This is a genomic window from Nocardia sp. NPDC050712 (assembly GCF_040654295.1).
Taxonomy (GTDB): domain Bacteria; phylum Actinomycetota; class Actinomycetes; order Mycobacteriales; family Mycobacteriaceae; genus Nocardia.
In genome coordinates this window covers 189322-206473 of the sequence record NZ_JBFAHT010000004.1, presented here as the reverse complement: position 1 = coordinate 206473, position 17152 = coordinate 189322, and the positions used below count along the sequence as shown (strand labels likewise).

Genomic DNA, 17152 nt, shown 5'->3' with positions numbered 1-17152 from the left:
GCTCTGCGGTGGACCCGGGGAGGAATTTCACATGGGACGATGGCGCTTCGGGGTGCTCGCGGTGGTGCTGGCGGTGGGGGCCGCCCTGTCCGGCTGCGCGGAGCTATCGAAAAACGATGCCGCCCAACCAGTGATCGCGGATCCGAACAACCCGTGGGTACTGGCCGGTGCGGTGCAGGCCGAGGGGCCGAGCGGGCCACGCAAGGGCGTCCCCGACGCCGCGCTGACCGCGCAGAACGGCGATGGGGGAGCGGTCGACAAACTCGCGCTGAACGCGATCGCCGACATCGAGGCGTTCTGGAAAGCCGAGTACGCCAAGACCTTTCCGGGCGCCTTCGAACCGGTCGGCAAATACTTCTCCTGGGATGCCAGGGCCGCCAAGGACAGCGCGATCACCTTCTGCAAGGCCTCCACCTATCAGCTGGTCAACGCCGCCTACTGCGGTCTGGACCGCACCATCGGCTGGGACCGCGGCGTGTTGTTCCCGCTGCTGGAGAAGAAGTACAACCCGCTGGCCGTGGTCATGGTGATGGCACACGAGTACGGGCACGCCATCCAGGGGCAGGCCGAGATCACCGGGTTCTTCACCAGCGCCCTGGTGCAGGAGCAGCAGGCCGACTGCCTGGCCGGTGTTTTCCTGCGCCATGTGGCCGAGGGCGACGCACCGCATTTCACGATGAACCTGACCGACGGGCTCGACGGCGTGCTCGGCGCCACCATCGCGGTGCGCGACACCGATCCGAGCAACAAGAAGAACGAGCACGGCTCGGCCTTCGAGCGGGTGACCGCGGTGCAGCTCGGCTACACCGACGGCGCGACCGCGTGCAAGCAGATCAACCGGTCCGAGTTGAACAAGCGGCGCGGCAACCTGCCCACCAGCTTCGAGGTCGCCGACGAGGAGCAGCGGCAACTGCCGATCGACAGGGAGTCGCTGGACAGCGTCGCTCAGGCGCTGGTCAAGGCGTTTCCGGTGACGAAGGCGCCGGACTTCGACTATCAGGGCGTGGTGCGCGACTGCCCGAAAACCACCACCACGGAACCGGTTTCGTACTGCCCGAGTTCGAACAAGATCGGCACGAATGTCGCGGCGCTGGCCGAGCGCGGCGAGAAGGCGAACGAGGAGGACGTGCTGTCCGCCGACGTGGACGGCGACTACAACGCCTTCATCGTCTTCATCTCCCGCTATATGCTCGCCGTGCAACAGGATCGGAAACTCACCCTGACCGGCGCGGAGACCGCGGGCCTGCGCACGGTGTGCCTGAGCGGGGCGTTCACCACGAAACTCAGTGCGCCGGAAAGTAATCCGCGGCTGTCGGCCAAGGATCTGGACGAGGCGGTATCGGGCCTGCTGGCCGACGGCATCGCGGCCGCCGACGTGGACGGCAAGATCGTCAAGAGCGGGTACCAGCGGCTGGAGGCCTTCCGGCACGGCGTGCTCGACGGCGAGCAGGCCTGCCTGACCAAGTTCGCCTAGCTAGCGGCGCGTGCGCGCGGCCAGCAGCAGGGTGCGGAGCAGGTGCACCACCGCCAGCACCGCGACCAAACCGGTGCCGCCGCCGATCAGCAGGAACAGCAGGCCGACGGCCCACAGCCCGGTGGAATCGGCCGAGGCCTGCGTCGCCCACGGCACGGCGAAACCCAGCACCGCGGCCGCCGCCACCGCCGGGATCGTGGTCGGCCGCCGCAGGTACAGGAACGCCGCGACGCTCGCGAGCACGATGCCCGCGCCGCAACCGATCACTTGCACCGGGCGGTACGGGCCCTGCGCGACGTCGTCGACGTAGTAGTACTCGGTGTCCCAGCCGAGCCAGGCCGCCCACATCCCGGCGCTGAACAGCGCCAGCGCCACCAGGACGGTGATCCGGCGGCGGCCGGGCTCCGGGTCAGTCAACGGGCAAGCTGCGCAACGAGTTCACGGTGTTGGCCAGGGCGCGGGCGGCTTCGGCGCCCTTGGTCACGAAGTGCTCGGTGAAGTAGTTGACGTGCTCGCTGTGCTCGTGGAAATGGTGCGGGGTGAGCACCACCGAGAACACCGGGACGTCGGAGTCGAGCTGGACCCGCATCAGCCCGTCGATCACCGCGCGGGCGACGAAATCGTGCCGGTAGATGCCGCCGTCGACCACCAGGGCCGCGGCGACGATCGCCGAGTAGCGGCCGGACCGGGCCAGGCGCTGGGCGTGCAGCGGGATCTCGAAGGCGCCCGGCACCTCGAACACGTCGATACCGGCCGGGTCGAAGCCCAGGTCGGTGTATTCGGTGGTGAAGCCCTCCAGGGCCTTGCCGACGATATTGCTGTGCCAAGTGGCGCGGATGAAGGCGACCTTGTTGTTCATGACCGAAGTCTACTGCTGAGTAATATGCGCCTGCAGCCACTCGACCACATCCGCGAGCACCTTGTCCTGCTCGGGCTCGTTGAATACCTCGTGGTAGAGGCCCTCGTAGCGCAGCACGGTGAGATCCTTCGAGCCGGCGCCGCGCTCGATCAGATCCGAACTCGACGGCGCGGCCAGGGCGTCGGCGCTGCCGTGCAGCACCAGGAGGGGCGCGGTCAGCTTGTCCAGGCGGCTCTTCACGATTTCGCTGCCGTGCAGGATCTCGGTGGCGGTGCGGGCCGGAAGCTTGCCGCGGTACACCAGCGGATCGTTGTCGTAGGCCGCGATGACGGCCGGATCGCGGCTGATCATCGCCGAATCCAAGCCCAGCACACCCAGATTCGGGGTGAACCGGCTCAGTACCGGGGCGAGCAGCTTCTGCACCGGGTTGCCGACCGGAATGTCGAGCGGCGGCGCGGAAACCACGATGCCGTCCACCTGCAACGGCGCGCGGGTGGCCCGGAACAGCACGATCAGGCTGCCCATCGAATGGCCGAGCAGGAAGCGCGGCACGCCGGGCTGTTCGCGCGCCGCGAGCTCGAGCATGGCCTCGACATTGTCGGCCGAACCCGACAGCGTCCCGATGTTCGCCTTGCCGCCCTCGGACTTGCCGTGCCCCACGTGATCCAGCGCGTACACCGCGAAACCGGCGTCCGCCAGCCGCGTCCCGACGTGGACATAGCGCCCGGAGTGCTCGGCGACACCGTGCACGAGCACCACCGTCGCGCGCGTCTCGCCGTCGGGAAGCCAAGCGCGCCAGGCGATCCGGCTGCCGACGCCCTCGAAACTGCCTTCTTCGGTGCGGGTCACGTGCGCTCCTTACGAATGTCTGCGGGGTGCCTGCCCAGCACCCGTGTCATCAAACTAGCGGTCCGGGTCGGCTATCGGCGGGGAAACTGTGGCTCGACACAGCACCGATCGGGCCAGTTGTGCCATTGCCCGGTCAGCCGGCGAGCTCGGTGAGCAGCCGCCGGTTGAACTCGATCAGGCGGGCGTAGTTCAGCCGGGAGATGCGCTCGTCGGTACCGTGGATCGAGGCGATGTCGGCCTGGGTGAGCACGATCGGCGCGAAATTGCAGCGGGTGGCGGCCAGATCGTCGTAGTGCCGGGAGTCGGTGGCGCCGGGTACCAGGCCGGTGGTCACCGCGATGCCCGGGACGACGGACTGCGCGGTGCGGGCGATCAGGTCGAAGGCGGGGCCGACGCGCGGATCGGGCGACGGTTCGGAGGCCGCGCCGATGACCTCGATCTCGATGCCCTTGTCCCGCACCACCTTCCGGCAGTGTTCCAGCACCGACTCGACCGAATCACCGGGCAGGATCCGGAAATTCACCAGCGCCTCGGCCCGCTGCGGCAGCACGTTCGCCTTCACGCCGCCGTGGAAGACGGTGGGCGCGGTGGTGGTGCGCACCAGCGCCTCGGTCGTCGGGGTGGCGGCCATGATGCGGGTGATCAGCGGTGCGACGACACCGTTGCCGGCCAGCTTCAGCAGGCTGCGGCGTGGCTCGGCCATGGTGTGCCGCAAGCGGTTCAGCATGTCGGCGATCACCGGGATCAGGCGGGTCGGCATCGGGCTGTCCTGCAAGCGGGCCACCGCGCGGGCCAGCCGGCCCACCGCGGTCTGACGCCCCGGCATCGAGGAGTGCCCGCCGACTTCCCGCACCGACAGCCGGACCGTGGCATAGCCCTTCTCGCCCACCATGATCGTGGCCACCGGCACGTCCACGCCGTCGGCGACACCCTGGGTGATCACGCCGCCCTCGTCCAGCAGCAGGTCGGCGTGCACGCCGCGCTCGCGCAGGCGCTGCGCCATCAGTACCGCGCCGCGGTCGCCGAACACCTCCTCGTCGTGCCCGAACGCCAGATAGATGGTCCGCTTCGGCCGGACGCCCGCGGCCAGTGCCGCCTCCACCGCCTCGAGGATCGCCAGCACGCGGCTCTTGTCGTCGATCGCGCCGCGGCCCCAGATGAATTCCGGATCGACCACGCCCGCGAACGGCGGGTGCGTCCAGCGGTCCGCGTCGTCCACCGGGACCACATCCTGGTGGGCGAGCAGGAGGGCGGCGACCTGGTCGGGGTCCGTGCCCGGCCAGCGGTAGAGGCGGCTGCGGCCGAGGGTTTCCAGGTCGAGTTCGGCGTGGACGCGGGGGAACGAGTGCTCCAGATGTTCGGCGAGCTTCGCGAATTCGGCGTCCGCGGGCTCGGCGGAGATGCCCGCGTTGTTCACCGGCTCGCCGGCATCACCGGAGATGGTGACGCACCGCAAGGCCACGGCGAGCCGCTCGGCGACCACGTCGTCGACCGGCGGCACCGGCTCGCCGCTCATCGGGCTTCCGTTGCGGGCTGTGTCATGAACATCCCTGCATTCTTCAGCACCGCGGCGCGGACGACGACTCCGCGCTCGGCGGTCAGCGGGTTTCGCCGGGCAGGTTCATCGTGATCGAGGCACTGCTCACCAGCTCGGGCGTCAGCGTGATCACCTTCTCGACCCGCCACTTCGCGTGCGCCTCGCTGCCGCCGCCGGTCAGGTCGGGTTGGCGTTGCGGGACCAGTGGCACGTCCAGGCGAGCCGACTGCACGGTGACCTGAGCGTTGGACGGCGCGTGCGACCACACGTCGTCCACCACGTCGGTGATCCGCACGCCGAGCCGATGCCCGGCGGCCAGCGGCCAATCCTGGCCGAGGAGCCGGACGTTCGTGGTCTCGGCGACCGGGGCGATCCCCCGCGTGATGACGGTGGCCCGGTTGTCGGGGCCGATGTCGTAGAGCTCCACCGCGGCGGTGGCCGAGGCTGGACCGCTCAGTCGCAGGTCGGCGGTGGCGACTCCGGACAGGTGCGTGGCCTGGGCCAAAGGCTGTGAGATGGACCAGATTTCGCGATCCGCGCCGGGAACGAAGCCGCGATCGGTGTAGGTGCCCGTGCGTAGATCGACCGCGATCTTGCGGGAATCGACGGGAGGCCAAGCGGTTTCGGAGCGCCATCCGCCGTCGAACTGGCCGACGGTCACGCGCGGTCCGGGCACGGTCACGTCCTTGCCCGCCACGTGCTTGTCGAAGAACGCCATCATCTCGGCGTCGAATTGCGGTGTGCCGCATTTGACGCGGCAGTCGCTGTGGCCCCACTGCCCGAACCAGGCGCGGTGATCGCCGGGACCGAGGCCGTTCCACAGATCGAAGACGCGGTCGGCGCGGGTGTTGTAGTCGAGGAAGCCCTGTCCGAGGAACAGCGGAATCGTGCTGCCCCGCACGCCGTCCACGAGATCACGGGCCCGCCAATCCGGGTTGTCGCCGTTGTGATCGGCGGTCAGCGCCAGGTACTCCTCACCGCAGCGCACGGACATGTCCAGGGCGTTGGCCTGGTACTCGGGGGAGTCGTCCGGGCGGCCCGGGGTCGAGGCGATCAGCAGGTGCTCCTCGCCGACCTGGTCGGCGGGCCGAATGCCGTTCTCGGTCACCGGCTTTCCGGAGAACTTCCACGACACGCCCTGCATGTACAGGTAGGAGTAGGGATCGACCACCGGCTCGAATGCGAGCACCGCGGCCAGCCCCTTCGGCTTCGCGGCCAATCCGAGCAGCCCGGTCCAGGCCTCATAGGACACCCCCGCCATCCCGACCTTGCCGGTCGACCAGGGCTGGCTCGCCACCCACTCGACCGCGGTGGCCACGTCCGCGCGTTCGCCGGGCCCGCCGTAATCCGGGCAGCCGTTGGAGCCGCCGAAGCCGCGCAGGTCCACGATCACGTAGGTGTACCCCGCGCGCAGGGCCGGCTCCACCGGCAGATTGTCGGTCGACGGCCCGCCCTCGAGGCGCGGTGCGCTGATGAACGCGGTGTGCGAGCGATACGGGCTGACAGTCAGGATCACCGGCGTCCGGACGTCGTCGGCGATGCCCTCGGGCCGCAGGATGTCCGCGTGCAGCCGCGTCCCATCCGGCGCGTCTATGTAGGTCTGCCGCCACTGGAAGCCAACCCCCAACGGCTCCGCCACCGTCACCGGTGCCAGCACCCCCAACACCAAGGCCACTCCGGCCAGAACCCGTACCACCACGCTCACCCCAGGACTATCGCTCGTACACCCCCGCCCGGTACAGACCCCGGAACCAGGGGATACCAAGATCACTCCGTGCCGCGCGGCCGGGCGTGGCGCAGGCGGATGCCGCTGAAGCCGAGCGAACTCGCGGTGACCGCGTCCCAGAACGGCCAGAGGCTGGGCAGCGGCCGGAGCTGGATGCCTGCCCGCTCGTGCAGGCGGAGCAGATCGCCGACGGGTTCCGGTGGGCCCAGTGGTGCGACGGCCGTGGCGGACACCAGGGCGAACGGCTCGGGGTCGCCGATCGGCCGGAAGTGCGGGGCGGGCAGGCGGTAGGCGAACAAGCGCACCGAGCGGAGCGCGGTCAGCCAGCTGTCCTCGATCGCGTGGACTCGGTCGCGGCCGCCCAGGATCCGCGCGCGATCGTGTGAGGCGGTGGCCGGTGTGGTCCAGGCCATCGCGCGCGGACAGTCGCGCGGGAACCAGTAGCTCGGGGCGTTGTGCGCGTCGACTGCCCAGACATACGGCCCGGGTCGGCCCTCGATCGTGCGCGGGACGAAGTGCTCGATCGAGGAATCCTCGGAGAAATGCAGCACCTGGCCCGGTTCCGGATACATGCTCTGGTCTTACCAGCCGCGCCGCACGGGCGGCCGGAAACCGCCGGGCCCGACGCTGCCAGCGGTGATTGCCGATGGGTATGACCAGCCCGAACGGACTTTTCTCCCAACACGATTGGGACTGGTGTCTCAGGCACGTCGGCGTATGATCGGGCCAGTGCGGATACCCGGGGGAAGAATGAGCGAGCCGGTGACCACGGATTGGGAAGAATTCGTGCAGGCACTGGCGCAATGCCTCTCCGAACTGCCGTCTCGCGCCACCCTGATCATCGCCGCCCCCGGCAACCGCTACGTCCAGTTCGTCCAGTACGACATCAAACTCTCCGCCGAGCTGGCGGGCAACCAGTATCTGGCCCAGCCCATTTCGCTCGACGCCGCCGACCACCTGCGCGATATGGGCTGGCACGAGCCGATCCAGCGGCGCGAGATCGACAACTGGCATCGCATCCTGTTCTGGCCGCTGTCCTGGAGCGGGCTGGTCGAATTCGCCCGCTCCGTCGCCTACGGCCTGCACGACGCGCTCGGCGTCGCCGCCCCCGACGACCTGCGCGCCATGGGCTGGACCGAGGCCTCCGGTGACCTCGATCTCACCGTCCTGGGCGCCGTGGTCCGCCGCAACAGCTACTGAACCGGCCCGTACCCGCACCGACCCTGGCTATCATTCGGCAGACGATCGGGAGGTCTGATGCTGGACAGGGGAGATGTCTTCGCCGGCTACCGCATCGAAGGCACGCTCGGGCGCGGCGGCATGGGCGCCGTCTACCTCGCCCGGCACCCCGCCATGGCCGGACCCGTCGCGCTGAAACTGCTCAACTCCGACGTCTCCGCCGACCCGGAGACCCGCGCCCGCTTCGCGGATGAAGCGGAAGTCGTTGCGCACCTGCACCATCCGGGTATCGTCGCGGTCTACGACAGCGGTGTCGAGGACGACCGCCTGTGGATGGCGATGCAGTACGTCGACGGCCGCGACGCCACCGTCGTCTCCCCGCGCAGCCTGCCCGCCGACCGCGTCATCGCCCTCGCCGGCACCACCGCCTCGGCCCTGGACTACGCCCACCACGCCGGCGTCCTGCACCGCGACGTGAAACCGGCAAACATCCTCCTGGCCCGTCCCACCCGCACCCACCCCGAAGCCGCCCTGCTCACCGACTTCGGCATCGCCCGCCTGCACGCGGATTCGCCGCTCCCCACCCGCCCCGGCACCATCCTGGCCACCCTCGCCTACGCCGCCCCCGAACAACTCCGCGGCCTGCCCCTCGACCACCGCTCCGACCAGTACTCCCTGGCCTGCACCCTCTTCCGCATGCTCACCGGCGCCCTCCCACACGCCGCCACCAACCCCGCCGCCATGATCAAGGGCCACCTGCACGACCCACCCCAGCCCGTAGCCGCCCTGCGCCCCGACCTCCCCAGCACCCTCGACCAGGTCATGACCCGGGCCCTGGCCAAACACCCCACCGACCGCTACCCGACCTGCACCGATTTCGTCGACGCGGTCCGTGACGCCTTCACCACACCCACCACCCAGCCACTCACTCACCCCGCAACCGGCCACCATCCCCCCGCAGAACAGCCCCTCCGCACCGCCTGGGACAGTCCGGGGCCCTCGGAAGACCTGACCACCGGGGATGATTCACCCACCACGGCGATCCCGCCGATCATCGAACAGTCGGACCCGGCCCCGCTCGAGGACAGCCGACCCGCCGCGACCCGAGCGCCGGAGAAATCGCAACCCGAAACGGAGGCACCCGCCACCGCGGATCCACTCGATCCCGTCACGCCGCAGCCGCTTTCCCCGACGACTTCGAGCCCACCGCGGGAATGGCCGAAAATGCCCGAGCCGGCCCCGGAATCGCTGGACGAACCGCCCACTACCGAACTCGCGATTGTCGTGGAGGAGCCACAACCCGCCGGGCCGCCACAGCCCGTGGCCGCTCCACCGCAGCCAGCACCTCGCAGCGTGGAGGCTTTCCTGTCGCGCGGGCTGTACCCGACAGCCCGGTTCGGTGTGAATCGGCGGCCTCCGGTGCAGGCGGGCGCACTGTCCGGCCGCCTTGCGGACGAGTCGCCGTTGACAGAATCGCCCCCAACCGAAGGCTCGCCGGTGCCGGACGAGTGCTCCGCCGCAGGGCATTTCGCCGAGGAGCCGAGTCCGCAGGTTAGTGAGTCGTCGCTGCTGAGTGATCGCTTCGAGTCGGACGAAGCCTTGGCGCTCGGGGAGTCCTGGGCGGTGCAGGTGCCACCGTCACTGCCCTCGGGTACGGCGCTGCTGGTAGAGCGAAAGCCGGTGGCCGTCCGGGCGACGCGCACCGAAACCGCACTGAATATCGTTCTCGGCGAGGGCATTGCGTCGCATCGTGCCCCCGCGCACCGCCGTCCGGTGTCGCCCCACCGGGCCCGCCTGGGCTACTACGCGATGCTGCTGGCAGCGCTACTGCTGGCGCTCATCGTCACCTTCGGATAAACAGGTCTCGGCCCCTCCCGAGGGGTCGGAGGGGCCGAGTTGGGTTGCGGGAGAGGTCAGCTGACGAGGTTGCGGCGCAACTTCAGGATCGTGCCGGCATCCAGCCCCAGCCCTTGGCTGAGGAACTTACCGAAATCGCCGTACTTGGCCTCCATTTCGCGGATTGCGGTATCGAGGTACGCGTCACGGACTTCCTGCAACGGGATCAGCAGATCCGGATTCTGCATCAGCCCGGCTTGCTTCACCTGCTGGCGCAGGGCCGCGTCGGCGGCGGCGCGGTACTGGTTGGACAGCAGATAGTCCTGGCGCGCAGTGCGTTCCGGGACACCGACGGCCCGCAGTGTCAGGTAGGTGAGCCAGCCGGTGCGATCCTTGCCCGCCGTGCAGTGGTAGAGCGTCGGACGGTCGGTGTTCGCGAGATCGCGGATGGTCTGCCCGAACGCGGCCCGCGAGGCATCGGTGAGGAAGCTCTTGTACACCCCGCCCATGATCTGCTCGGCCTTACCGCCGCCCAGCATCTCCTCCTGCTTCACCGGGTCCCGCAACTGGATCACCTGCAGCAGCTTGGTGAACAGCCCGGTGTCGTCGATCGGCCGCGCCACCAGCGGCACACCGCTGGGCAGCTTGTCCGGCCCACTGAACTGGATCTCGGCCTGCGTCCGCAGGTCGATCACCTGCTTCAGGTTGTATCCGCCCAGGACCTGAATGTCGGAGGCCGTGAGCTTTTCCAGCGAGTCCGCGCGAATCGCCTTCTTGGTCTTCACTTTCGCGCCGTCGTAGGTCCGGTACCCGCCGATGTCACGAACATTGACCGCGCCTTGCAGCTCGATCTTGGCGAGTGTCGTCACCTCTTCGTCGGCCGTGGCCGTCGGTGCGGACAGCAGTGCTAAGGCGCTCAGCGGCGCGGCTAGCAGAGAAATCAGGGAAATCTTCATGGCGGGGGACGTTAGGAGCCCGGCAGGCCGCCTGCCAGGGCTTCTCGCGTTATCGCCGCCGTAGCCCCGGTCACCGGAACCGACCAGCCGGTCACCGGGATCTCGTTGCCGTTCAACGAGATTCGAGCGTTTAGCCCACTCGACCGGTCTTTCGCTCTAGAAGTACACCCTATCGAAATATGCCGGTTCGGTAGTGATTTCGGCCCGGAACGCCCGAAGGCCCACCCGCGCAATGCGGATGGGCCTCCGGTGACGAACCGCGAAGCAGCCCTGCGACTTAGACGTCGTAGTAGAGCTCGAACTCGTACGGGTGCGGACGCAGGTTGATCGGGGCGATCTCCTGGGTGCGCTTGATGTCGATCCAGGTCTCGATCAGGTCCTCGGTGAACACGCCGCCCTCGGTGAGGTACTCGTGATCTTCCTCGAGCTTGTCGATGACCGAGGCCAGCGAGGTGGGGGCCTGCGGGATGTTCTTGGCCTCCTCCGGCGGGAGCTCGTAGAGGTCCTTGTCGACGGGGGCCAGCGGCTCGATCTTGCGCTTGATGCCGTCGATGCCGGCCATCATCATGGCGGCGAAGGCCAGGTACGGGTTGCCCGAGGAGTCCGGCGCGCGGAACTCGATGCGCTTGGCCTTCGGGTTGGAGCCGGTGATCGGGATACGCACGGCAGCCGAGCGGTTGCGCTGCGAGTACACCAGGTTGATGGGGGCCTCGTAGCCCGGCACCAGACGGTGGTAGGAGTTGACGGTCGGGTTGGTGAACGCCAGCAGCGACGGGGCGTGGTGCAGGATGCCGCCGATGTAGTGCCGCGCCAGATCCGACAGGCCACCGTAGCCGGCCTCGTCGTGGAACAGCGGCTTGCCGTCCTTCCACAGCGACTGGTGGGCGTGCATGCCCGAGCCGTTGTCGCCGAAGAGCGGCTTCGGCATGAAGGTGACAGACTTGCCTTCCTGCCACGCGGTGTTCTTCACGATGTACTTGAACAGCTGCAGGTCGTCAGCGGCGCCCAGCAGGGTGTTGAACTTGTAGTTGATCTCGGCCTGACCGGCGGTGCCGACCTCGTGGTGGCCGCGCTCCAGCTCGAAGCCCGCGTTCTGCAGGTTGGTCGAGATCTTGTCGCGCAGGTCGACGTAGTGGTCGTACGGCGCGACGGGGAAGTAGCCACCCTTGTTGCGGACCTTGTAGCCCAGGTTGGGGGAGCCGTCCGAGTTGCGAGCGACACCGGTGTTCCAGGAGCCCGAGACCGAGTCGATCTCGTAGAAGGCGCCGTTCATCGACGAGTCGTAGCGGATCGAGTCGAAGATGTAGAACTCCGCCTCGGCACCGAAGTAGCAGGTGTCGGCGATACCGGTCGAGCGCAGGTACTCCTCGGCCTTACGCGCGATGTTGCGCGGGTCGCGGGAGTAGGCCTCGCGGGTCAGCGGGTCGTGCACGAAGAAGTTCAGGTTCAGCGTCTTGGCGGCCCGGAAGGGGTCGATGCGCGCGGTGCTGAAGTCGGGGAGCAGCAGCATGTCCGACTCGTCGATGGACTGGAAGCCGCGGACGGAGGAACCGTCGAACGCGAGCCCTTCCTCGGCGAGATCGGCGGTGAACGCCTTGGCCGGGATGGAGAAGTGCTGCTGCACACCGGGAAGATCGGTGAAGCGGATGTCGACGTATTCGACTTCCTCTTCCTTGATGTGCTTGATGACCTCGTCGGCCGTGCTGAACGTCACTTGTTCTCCTTACGGATCGGTTCCCAGCCTGAGTCGATTGCATGGGTTCGTCGCGACCAGACGCTATGGATGCGAAGTTTCCCGGCAGTCAAGGCTGTGTTTCGCCAGTGTTACACGTGCGGCTGAACGGGTGAAGAACGCCACCCGGGCTCTACCAGCAGGCTAATCCTGCCATCCGGTCTGTTCGGTTCGGTGTCGGAGGGGTCTTGACCACCGCAAGTGACTGCTTGCAGGTCGCTCGTGAGGGTCGGCTTATTGTGGTGGCATGGCGCGCATGACCGGCTCTTGGCTGTCCGGACCTTCCTCGGAACCGGGCGACCCGGCTACCCCAGAGTATCCGGGGGAGCATTTGGGTCTGCCACGCGAAGGAGTGGGGTCACTGGTCGGGATGGGCCGGCGGATCGCGGCACTGTTCGTGGACTGGATTCTGTCGATCGGCCTGGCCGCGGTGCTGGTGCGCCCGAACGGCGCGCAGCTCGTGTCGGACATGAACATCCCGGCCGGTAAGACGCCGCCCTCGGAGATGGAAGCCGTGATCAACGCGCTGAGCACCCCCACCTGGGGCGTGTGGTTCGTAATCGGAGTGCTCGCGGTGACGGCTTTCGGCTACACGCCGGGCCAGTACTTCCTGCGGATCCGGGTGATCCGGGTGGATGCCCCGGTCGGTGTCGGTTTCGTGCGCGCCCTGGCCCGCCAGGTGCTGCTGGTGTTCGTGGTGCCGGCGCTCTTCACCGACGGTGACGGCCGCGGCATGCACGACCGGGCGACGGGGACGGCGCTGGCCCGCGCCCGATAAACGCGAAGGCCCGCATCCACCGGACACGGGCCTTCGTAGATCAGGAACTCAGCGGCGGCGGATCGTGCGCTGCACGCCCCGCATCTTGGCGCCGGCGGGCATCGGGCCCTTCGGCAGCGCCGGGCCGGTGCGCGCGCTCAACGCGGACAGGCGGCCCTCGATGTTGTCGATCCGCTTGGTGTCGATGTTGCGGGGCAGCTTGGTCAGCCAGCGCTGCAGATCCTTCAGCGCGACCTGGCCCTCGTCGTTGCCGATGATGACGTCGTAGATCGGAGTGTCGCCGATGAGGCGCGCGGTGCGCTTCTTCTCCTGCGCGATCAGGCCCTTCAACCGCTGCGGGTTACCTTCGCCGACCAGGACGACGCCCGGCAGGCCGATCACCCGATGCACCGCGTCCAGCTGCGTGGTCGCGGCGACGCCCTGCTTGACGCGCCACTTGCCCTGCAAGTTGTCCAGCACCCAGGCGCCCGCGCCGGCTTGACCCTCGGCCTTGGCGAACACGTTCTTCTGAACCCGGCGGCCGAAGATGATGAACGCGGCCAGCACGCCGAGCAGGATGCCCAGCGGCAGCAGGAACCATTGCAGGCCCGTGAGCAAACCGATCACCAGGGCGACCACGGTGAGGCCGACCAGCGCGCCGATCATCAGCGGCAGCAGCAGCTTGTCTTCCTTGCGCTGCATCTGGAACGCCTGCCACAGTTGCTGGCGACGCTCTTTCGAGGCCTGCTTGCGGGCCGCTTTCGCCGCGGCCTTCGCTTCCTTCGACGGCGTGCCGCCCTTACCTGGTGCCATGGCTCTCAGGATAGTGGCTGGGTACGCGGGACTGGGCAGCGGATCAACTCCGTGTCTCAGCCTTCGTCCGCTCCCGGACGGACGCCGCGAGCTGGGACGGCATGGGTTCGTGGCGGGTGTAGGTGCGGCTGAAGTCGCCGGTGCCGTGCGAGATCGAGCGCAGGTCGATGGCGTAGCGGCTGAGTTCGAGTTCGGGAACGTCGGCGTGGATGCGGGTGCGGCCGGTGCCGTGCGGTTCGGTGCCCAGGACGCGCCCGCGCCGCCCGGACAGATCGCTGAGCACCGGCCCGACATATTCGTCGGTGACCACCACCCAGACGTCGGCGATCGGCTCCAGCAGCGCGACGCCCGCGAGACCCGCCGCCTCCCGCAGGGCGAGCGCGCCCGCGGTCTGGAAGGCGGCGTCGGAGGAGTCGACCGAGTGCGCTTTGCCGTCGAAGAGCGTGACGCGGATGTCGACCAGGGGATAACCGGCCGCCACGCCTTTCGAAGCCTGGGCGCGAACACCCTTCTCCACGGACGGGATGAACTGCCGGGGCACCACACCACCCACGACCTTGTCGACGAACTCGATCCCGGATCCACCGGGCAGCGGCTCCACCTCGATCTCACACACCGCGTACTGCCCGTGCCCGCCGGACTGTTTCACATGCCGCCCCTTCGCGATCGCCTTGCCCGCGAACGTTTCTCGCAGCGCCACCCGGTGCTCGATCACATCGACCTGCACACCGAAACGGGTGCGTAGTCGTTCCAGCGCGACATCCCGGTGCGCCTCACCCAGGCACCACAGCACCAGCTGATGGGTGTGACCGTTGTGCTCGACCCGAACGGCCGGATCCTCGGCCGCCAATCTGCTCAGGCCCTGCGAGAGCTTGTCCTCGTCGGTTTTGCCGTGCGCGCGAATGGCGATGGGCAGCAGCGGATCCGGCATCGGCCAGGGATCGATGAGCAGGGGAGTGCCGGTGCCGGAGAGAGTATCGCCGGTTTCGGCGTGACTCAGCTTGGTGACATAGGCGATGTCCCCCGCGATGACCTGCCCCTGGGGGCGTTGCTGTTTGCCGAACGGGGCGGTCACCCCGCCCACCCGCTCGTCGGCGTCGTGGTCCGGGCGGCCACGCTCGGCCAGGCCGTGCCCGCACACGTGCACAGTGTCGTCGGCGCGCAACGTGCCGGAGAAGACGCGCACCAGGGAGACCCGCCCGACATAGGGATCCGAGGCGGTCCGGATCACCTCGGCGGCGAGCGCGGCATCCGGATCGCACGGCAGCGGGCGGGTTTTCGTGCCGTCCGACAGTGGCGCTGCCGAGACGACGTGCTCGGCCGGCGTCGGGAACCCGCCGGTGATCAGATCCAGTAACTCCACGGTGCCGAGCCCTTGCCGCGCACCCTCCGGCGCGGGCGCCCCGAACAGCACCGGATGAAAACTGCCGCGCGCCACCGCGCGCTCCAAATCGACTACCAGGGTGTCGAGTTCGATGTCCTCGCCCTCGAGATACCGATCCATGAGCGACTCGTCCTCGCTCTCGGCGATGATTCCCTCGATCAGCCGATTCCGCGCCTCCGCCAGCAATTCCCGCTGCTCCGAGACGGGTTCGTGCCGCACCCCCGCGCCCGAGGCGTAATCGACCACGCAATTCGGCAGCAGTTCGATCAACCCCGTCACCGGCCGATGCCCGTCCGCGCTGCCCGGCCCATACACCGGAAGATGCAGCGGCAGAATGTTTTCCGAGGACCCACCGCCGAGCACCGCCTGGCAGGTCGCCACCATCTCCTCGAAATCCCCACGCGCGGTATCCAAATGGGTGATCACGATCGCCCGCGGCATCCCGACCGCCGCACACTCCGCCCACAGCGCCCGCGTCGTGCCACTGACCCCTTCCGGCCCCTCCGCGGCCGACAAAACAAAAAGGGCGGCATCCGCCGCCCTGAGCCCCGCCCGAAGTTCCCCGACGAAGTCGGCATACCCCGGCGTATCCACCAGATTGACCTTCATGCCCGCCCACGCCATCGGCACCACCGACAACTGCACCGACCGATGCTGCCGATGCTCGATCTCGTCATAATCCGACAGCGACGTCCCATCCTCCACCCGCCCCGCCCGATTCACCGCCCCCGCGGTCAACGCCATCGCCTCCACCAGCGTCGTCTTCCCCGACCCGCTGTGCCCGACCAGCACCACATTCCGTATCCGCTCGGGCCGATCCACACTCGGCACTCTGCCGTTGCCCCCGGCCTGACCGTTCGCCTTGTCCGCCATAGGTCTTGATTCCTTGCGTCGACACGTTGTATCGAGCTTCCCACCGTGATGTGGGTCACGTCCACGGATCGTGGGAAACGGGGCCTTGCTGGGGGTTGTCGAATTGATGGAACCGATCGGTTCGCAAGTGCGTCGAAGGAGATAGGAACCCACTCTGCAAACCTCAGGACGCGATTTGCGCGGGCGGTTCCCGGGCGACAGGGTGTGTACGGCGTCGATCGCCGAGACTGCGAAGAAGGGGAGTTGTTCATGGTCGGATTCGGTCCGGGCCGCACCGCGGAGGACATGGCGCGGTATGCGGCGGAAATGGAGCGCCGAGCTGAACGGTTCGAGGAGTTGCAGGGGCGGATGGCCGCGCTGACCGCGACGGGGGCGAGCGGAAGCGGCCGGGTGACCGTGACGGTCGACAGCAACGGTGTTCCCTCCTCGATCAAGCTGTCGGGCAGTGCGCGTGGTGCGGACCCCTCGGCGCTTGCCGCCGAGATCATGTCCACCATGCGCGGTGCCCAGGCGCGATTGCGTACCGAGGTTGCCAACGCTGTCCATAATTCCGTGGGCGACGACCCGGTTGGCGCCGCGATCATCCAGAACTTCACTCAGCGCTTTCCCGACGAGGTAAAGCCGGAACCGTTCACCCCGCCACCGGTGCCCGACCCGGCTCCGCCCGTGCCGCCGGTTCCCAGTCCGGCTCCGCCGGCGTCGCCGCCCGGGTGGCCGACGGAAACGACTCCGCCGCCGCGTACGCGTAAACCCGACCGCGATCAGATCGTCACCCCCGATGAGCCGGACGACGATGACGACTACTTCAACAAGAAGTCCTGGCTGGTGTAATCATGGGCAACGAAGCACTTTCGGTGGATCCCGACGAGGTCCGCGCGCATGCGGAGAACCTCAAATCCGTTATCCAGGACCTGGATACGGCACTGGAGGCGGCCACCTATCTCGGCAATGCCGACGACGGCTACGGCAAGATTCCGCGACCAGTGGTGAGCTGGCTACTCGACGACAACTTCGAGGCGACCGTGGCGGCGATCCGCACCGTCGCGGAGAACGTCGCCGCGCTGCCGGACAAACTCGAGACGGTTGCCACCACGTTCGAGGACAAGGATGGCAGCTTCGGCAAGGCGTTGAGCGAACTCCGCGAGACGATCGGTGAATCCGGGGGGACCAAGTAGGC

The 17152-nt window shown here is 68.2% G+C and carries 16 protein-coding genes; 6 read left to right on the top strand and 10 right to left on the bottom strand.

What is annotated here, in order from left to right:
* The first annotated feature begins 31 nt into the window (after positions 1–31).
* Positions 32–1474 carry a metallopeptidase gene (locus AB0H76_RS29100; protein WP_357330213.1) on the top strand — a complete coding sequence of 481 codons (1443 nt, stop codon included), beginning with the start codon at positions 32–34 and terminating at the stop codon, positions 1472–1474.
* On the opposite strand, the gene AB0H76_RS29095 is transcribed toward AB0H76_RS29100, so the two are convergent.
* The 6 genes from AB0H76_RS29095 to AB0H76_RS29070 form a co-directional block, all read right to left on the bottom strand.
* Positions 1475–1891 (bottom strand): hypothetical protein, encoded by a 417-nt coding sequence (locus tag AB0H76_RS29095; RefSeq protein WP_357330212.1) that lies wholly within the window; start codon positions 1889–1891, stop codon positions 1475–1477. It lies immediately after the preceding gene.
* Positions 1884–2333 (bottom strand): 6,7-dimethyl-8-ribityllumazine synthase, encoded by a 450-nt coding sequence (locus AB0H76_RS29090; protein WP_357330211.1) that lies wholly within the window; start codon positions 2331–2333, stop codon positions 1884–1886. The genes AB0H76_RS29095 and AB0H76_RS29090 overlap by 8 nt, the downstream gene beginning before the upstream one ends.
* Before the next feature lie 9 nt (positions 2334–2342).
* Positions 2343–3182, bottom strand: a complete 840-nt coding sequence (locus AB0H76_RS29085; protein WP_357330210.1) for a lysophospholipase — start codon at positions 3180–3182, stop codon at positions 2343–2345.
* A gap of 133 nt (positions 3183–3315) precedes the next feature.
* Positions 3316–4698, bottom strand: coding sequence for a M20/M25/M40 family metallo-hydrolase (locus AB0H76_RS29080; protein ID WP_357330209.1), 1383 nt, complete (start codon positions 4696–4698; stop codon positions 3316–3318).
* Between the two features lie 82 nt (positions 4699–4780).
* Positions 4781–6424, bottom strand: a complete 1644-nt coding sequence (locus AB0H76_RS29075; protein WP_357330208.1) for a CocE/NonD family hydrolase — start codon at positions 6422–6424, stop codon at positions 4781–4783.
* Between the two features lie 62 nt (positions 6425–6486).
* Positions 6487–7017, bottom strand: a complete 531-nt coding sequence (locus AB0H76_RS29070) for a DUF6886 family protein (protein WP_357330207.1) — start codon at positions 7015–7017, stop codon at positions 6487–6489.
* Between the two features lie 190 nt (positions 7018–7207).
* Between AB0H76_RS29070 and AB0H76_RS29065 the strand changes: the two genes are divergently transcribed.
* On the top strand, positions 7208–7645 hold the full coding sequence (locus AB0H76_RS29065; RefSeq protein ID WP_357330206.1) for a hypothetical protein: 438 nt from the start codon (positions 7208–7210) through the stop codon (positions 7643–7645).
* A 57-nt stretch (positions 7646–7702) separates the two neighbouring features.
* Positions 7703–9481 (top strand): protein kinase, encoded by a 1779-nt coding sequence (locus AB0H76_RS29060; protein ID WP_357330205.1) that lies wholly within the window; start codon positions 7703–7705, stop codon positions 9479–9481.
* A gap of 56 nt (positions 9482–9537) precedes the next feature.
* Here the strand turns inward: AB0H76_RS29060 and AB0H76_RS29055 are convergent, their stop codons facing one another.
* Positions 9538–10416: a tyrosine-protein phosphatase gene (locus AB0H76_RS29055; protein ID WP_357330204.1), complete on the bottom strand. Its 879-nt coding sequence runs from the start codon at positions 10414–10416 to the stop codon at positions 9538–9540.
* 277 nt (positions 10417–10693) lie between these two features.
* On the bottom strand, positions 10694–12130 hold the full coding sequence (glnA, locus tag AB0H76_RS29050; protein WP_357330203.1) for a type I glutamate--ammonia ligase: 1437 nt from the start codon (positions 12128–12130) through the stop codon (positions 10694–10696).
* Between the two features lie 265 nt (positions 12131–12395).
* Here glnA and AB0H76_RS29045 point away from each other — a divergent pair, with 265 nt between their 5' ends.
* Positions 12396–12926: an RDD family protein gene (locus AB0H76_RS29045; RefSeq protein ID WP_357330202.1), complete on the top strand. Its 531-nt coding sequence runs from the start codon at positions 12396–12398 to the stop codon at positions 12924–12926.
* Positions 12927–12974: 48 nt separating this feature from the next.
* On the opposite strand, the gene AB0H76_RS29040 is transcribed toward AB0H76_RS29045, so the two are convergent.
* Entirely contained in the window at positions 12975–13718 is a 744-nt protein-coding gene (locus AB0H76_RS29040; protein WP_357330201.1) for a DUF4191 domain-containing protein, read from the bottom strand.
* Between the two features lie 43 nt (positions 13719–13761).
* Positions 13762–15975, bottom strand: coding sequence for an elongation factor G-like protein EF-G2 (locus AB0H76_RS29035; protein WP_357330200.1), 2214 nt, complete (start codon positions 15973–15975; stop codon positions 13762–13764).
* A gap of 249 nt (positions 15976–16224) precedes the next feature.
* Between AB0H76_RS29035 and AB0H76_RS29030 the strand changes: the two genes are divergently transcribed.
* Both AB0H76_RS29030 and AB0H76_RS29025 read left to right on the top strand, forming a co-directional pair.
* On the top strand, positions 16225–16806 hold the full coding sequence (locus AB0H76_RS29030; protein WP_357330199.1) for a YbaB/EbfC family nucleoid-associated protein: 582 nt from the start codon (positions 16225–16227) through the stop codon (positions 16804–16806).
* Between the two features lie 2 nt (positions 16807–16808).
* A complete protein-coding gene (locus AB0H76_RS29025; RefSeq protein WP_357330198.1) occupies positions 16809–17150 on the top strand; it encodes a type VII secretion target in 342 nt (113 codons plus the stop codon).
* Positions 17151–17152: the final 2 nt, after the last annotated feature.

Bases quoted from the DNA above. Each gene is read 5' to 3' on its own strand.
- AB0H76_RS29100 (WP_357330213.1), top strand. From the start codon at position 32: ATGGGACGATGGCGCTTCGGGGTGCTCGCGGTGGTGCTGGCGGTGGGG.
- AB0H76_RS29055 (WP_357330204.1), bottom strand. From the start codon at position 10,416: ATGAAGATTTCCCTGATTTCTCTGCTAGCCGCGCCGCTGAGCGCCTTA.
- AB0H76_RS29080 (WP_357330209.1), bottom strand. From the start codon at position 4,698: ATGAGCGGCGAGCCGGTGCCGCCGGTCGACGACGTGGTCGCCGAGCGG.
- AB0H76_RS29060 (WP_357330205.1), top strand. From the start codon at position 7,703: ATGCTGGACAGGGGAGATGTCTTCGCCGGCTACCGCATCGAAGGCACG.
- AB0H76_RS29070 (WP_357330207.1), bottom strand. From the start codon at position 7,017: ATGTATCCGGAACCGGGCCAGGTGCTGCATTTCTCCGAGGATTCCTCG.
- AB0H76_RS29090 (WP_357330211.1), bottom strand. From the start codon at position 2,333: ATGAACAACAAGGTCGCCTTCATCCGCGCCACTTGGCACAGCAATATC.
- AB0H76_RS29030 (WP_357330199.1), top strand. From the start codon at position 16,225: ATGGTCGGATTCGGTCCGGGCCGCACCGCGGAGGACATGGCGCGGTAT.
- AB0H76_RS29045 (WP_357330202.1), top strand. From the start codon at position 12,396: ATGGCGCGCATGACCGGCTCTTGGCTGTCCGGACCTTCCTCGGAACCG.
- AB0H76_RS29040 (WP_357330201.1), bottom strand. From the start codon at position 13,718: ATGGCACCAGGTAAGGGCGGCACGCCGTCGAAGGAAGCGAAGGCCGCG.
- AB0H76_RS29025 (WP_357330198.1), top strand. From the start codon at position 16,809: ATGGGCAACGAAGCACTTTCGGTGGATCCCGACGAGGTCCGCGCGCAT.
- AB0H76_RS29035 (WP_357330200.1), bottom strand. From the start codon at position 15,975: ATGGCGGACAAGGCGAACGGTCAGGCCGGGGGCAACGGCAGAGTGCCG.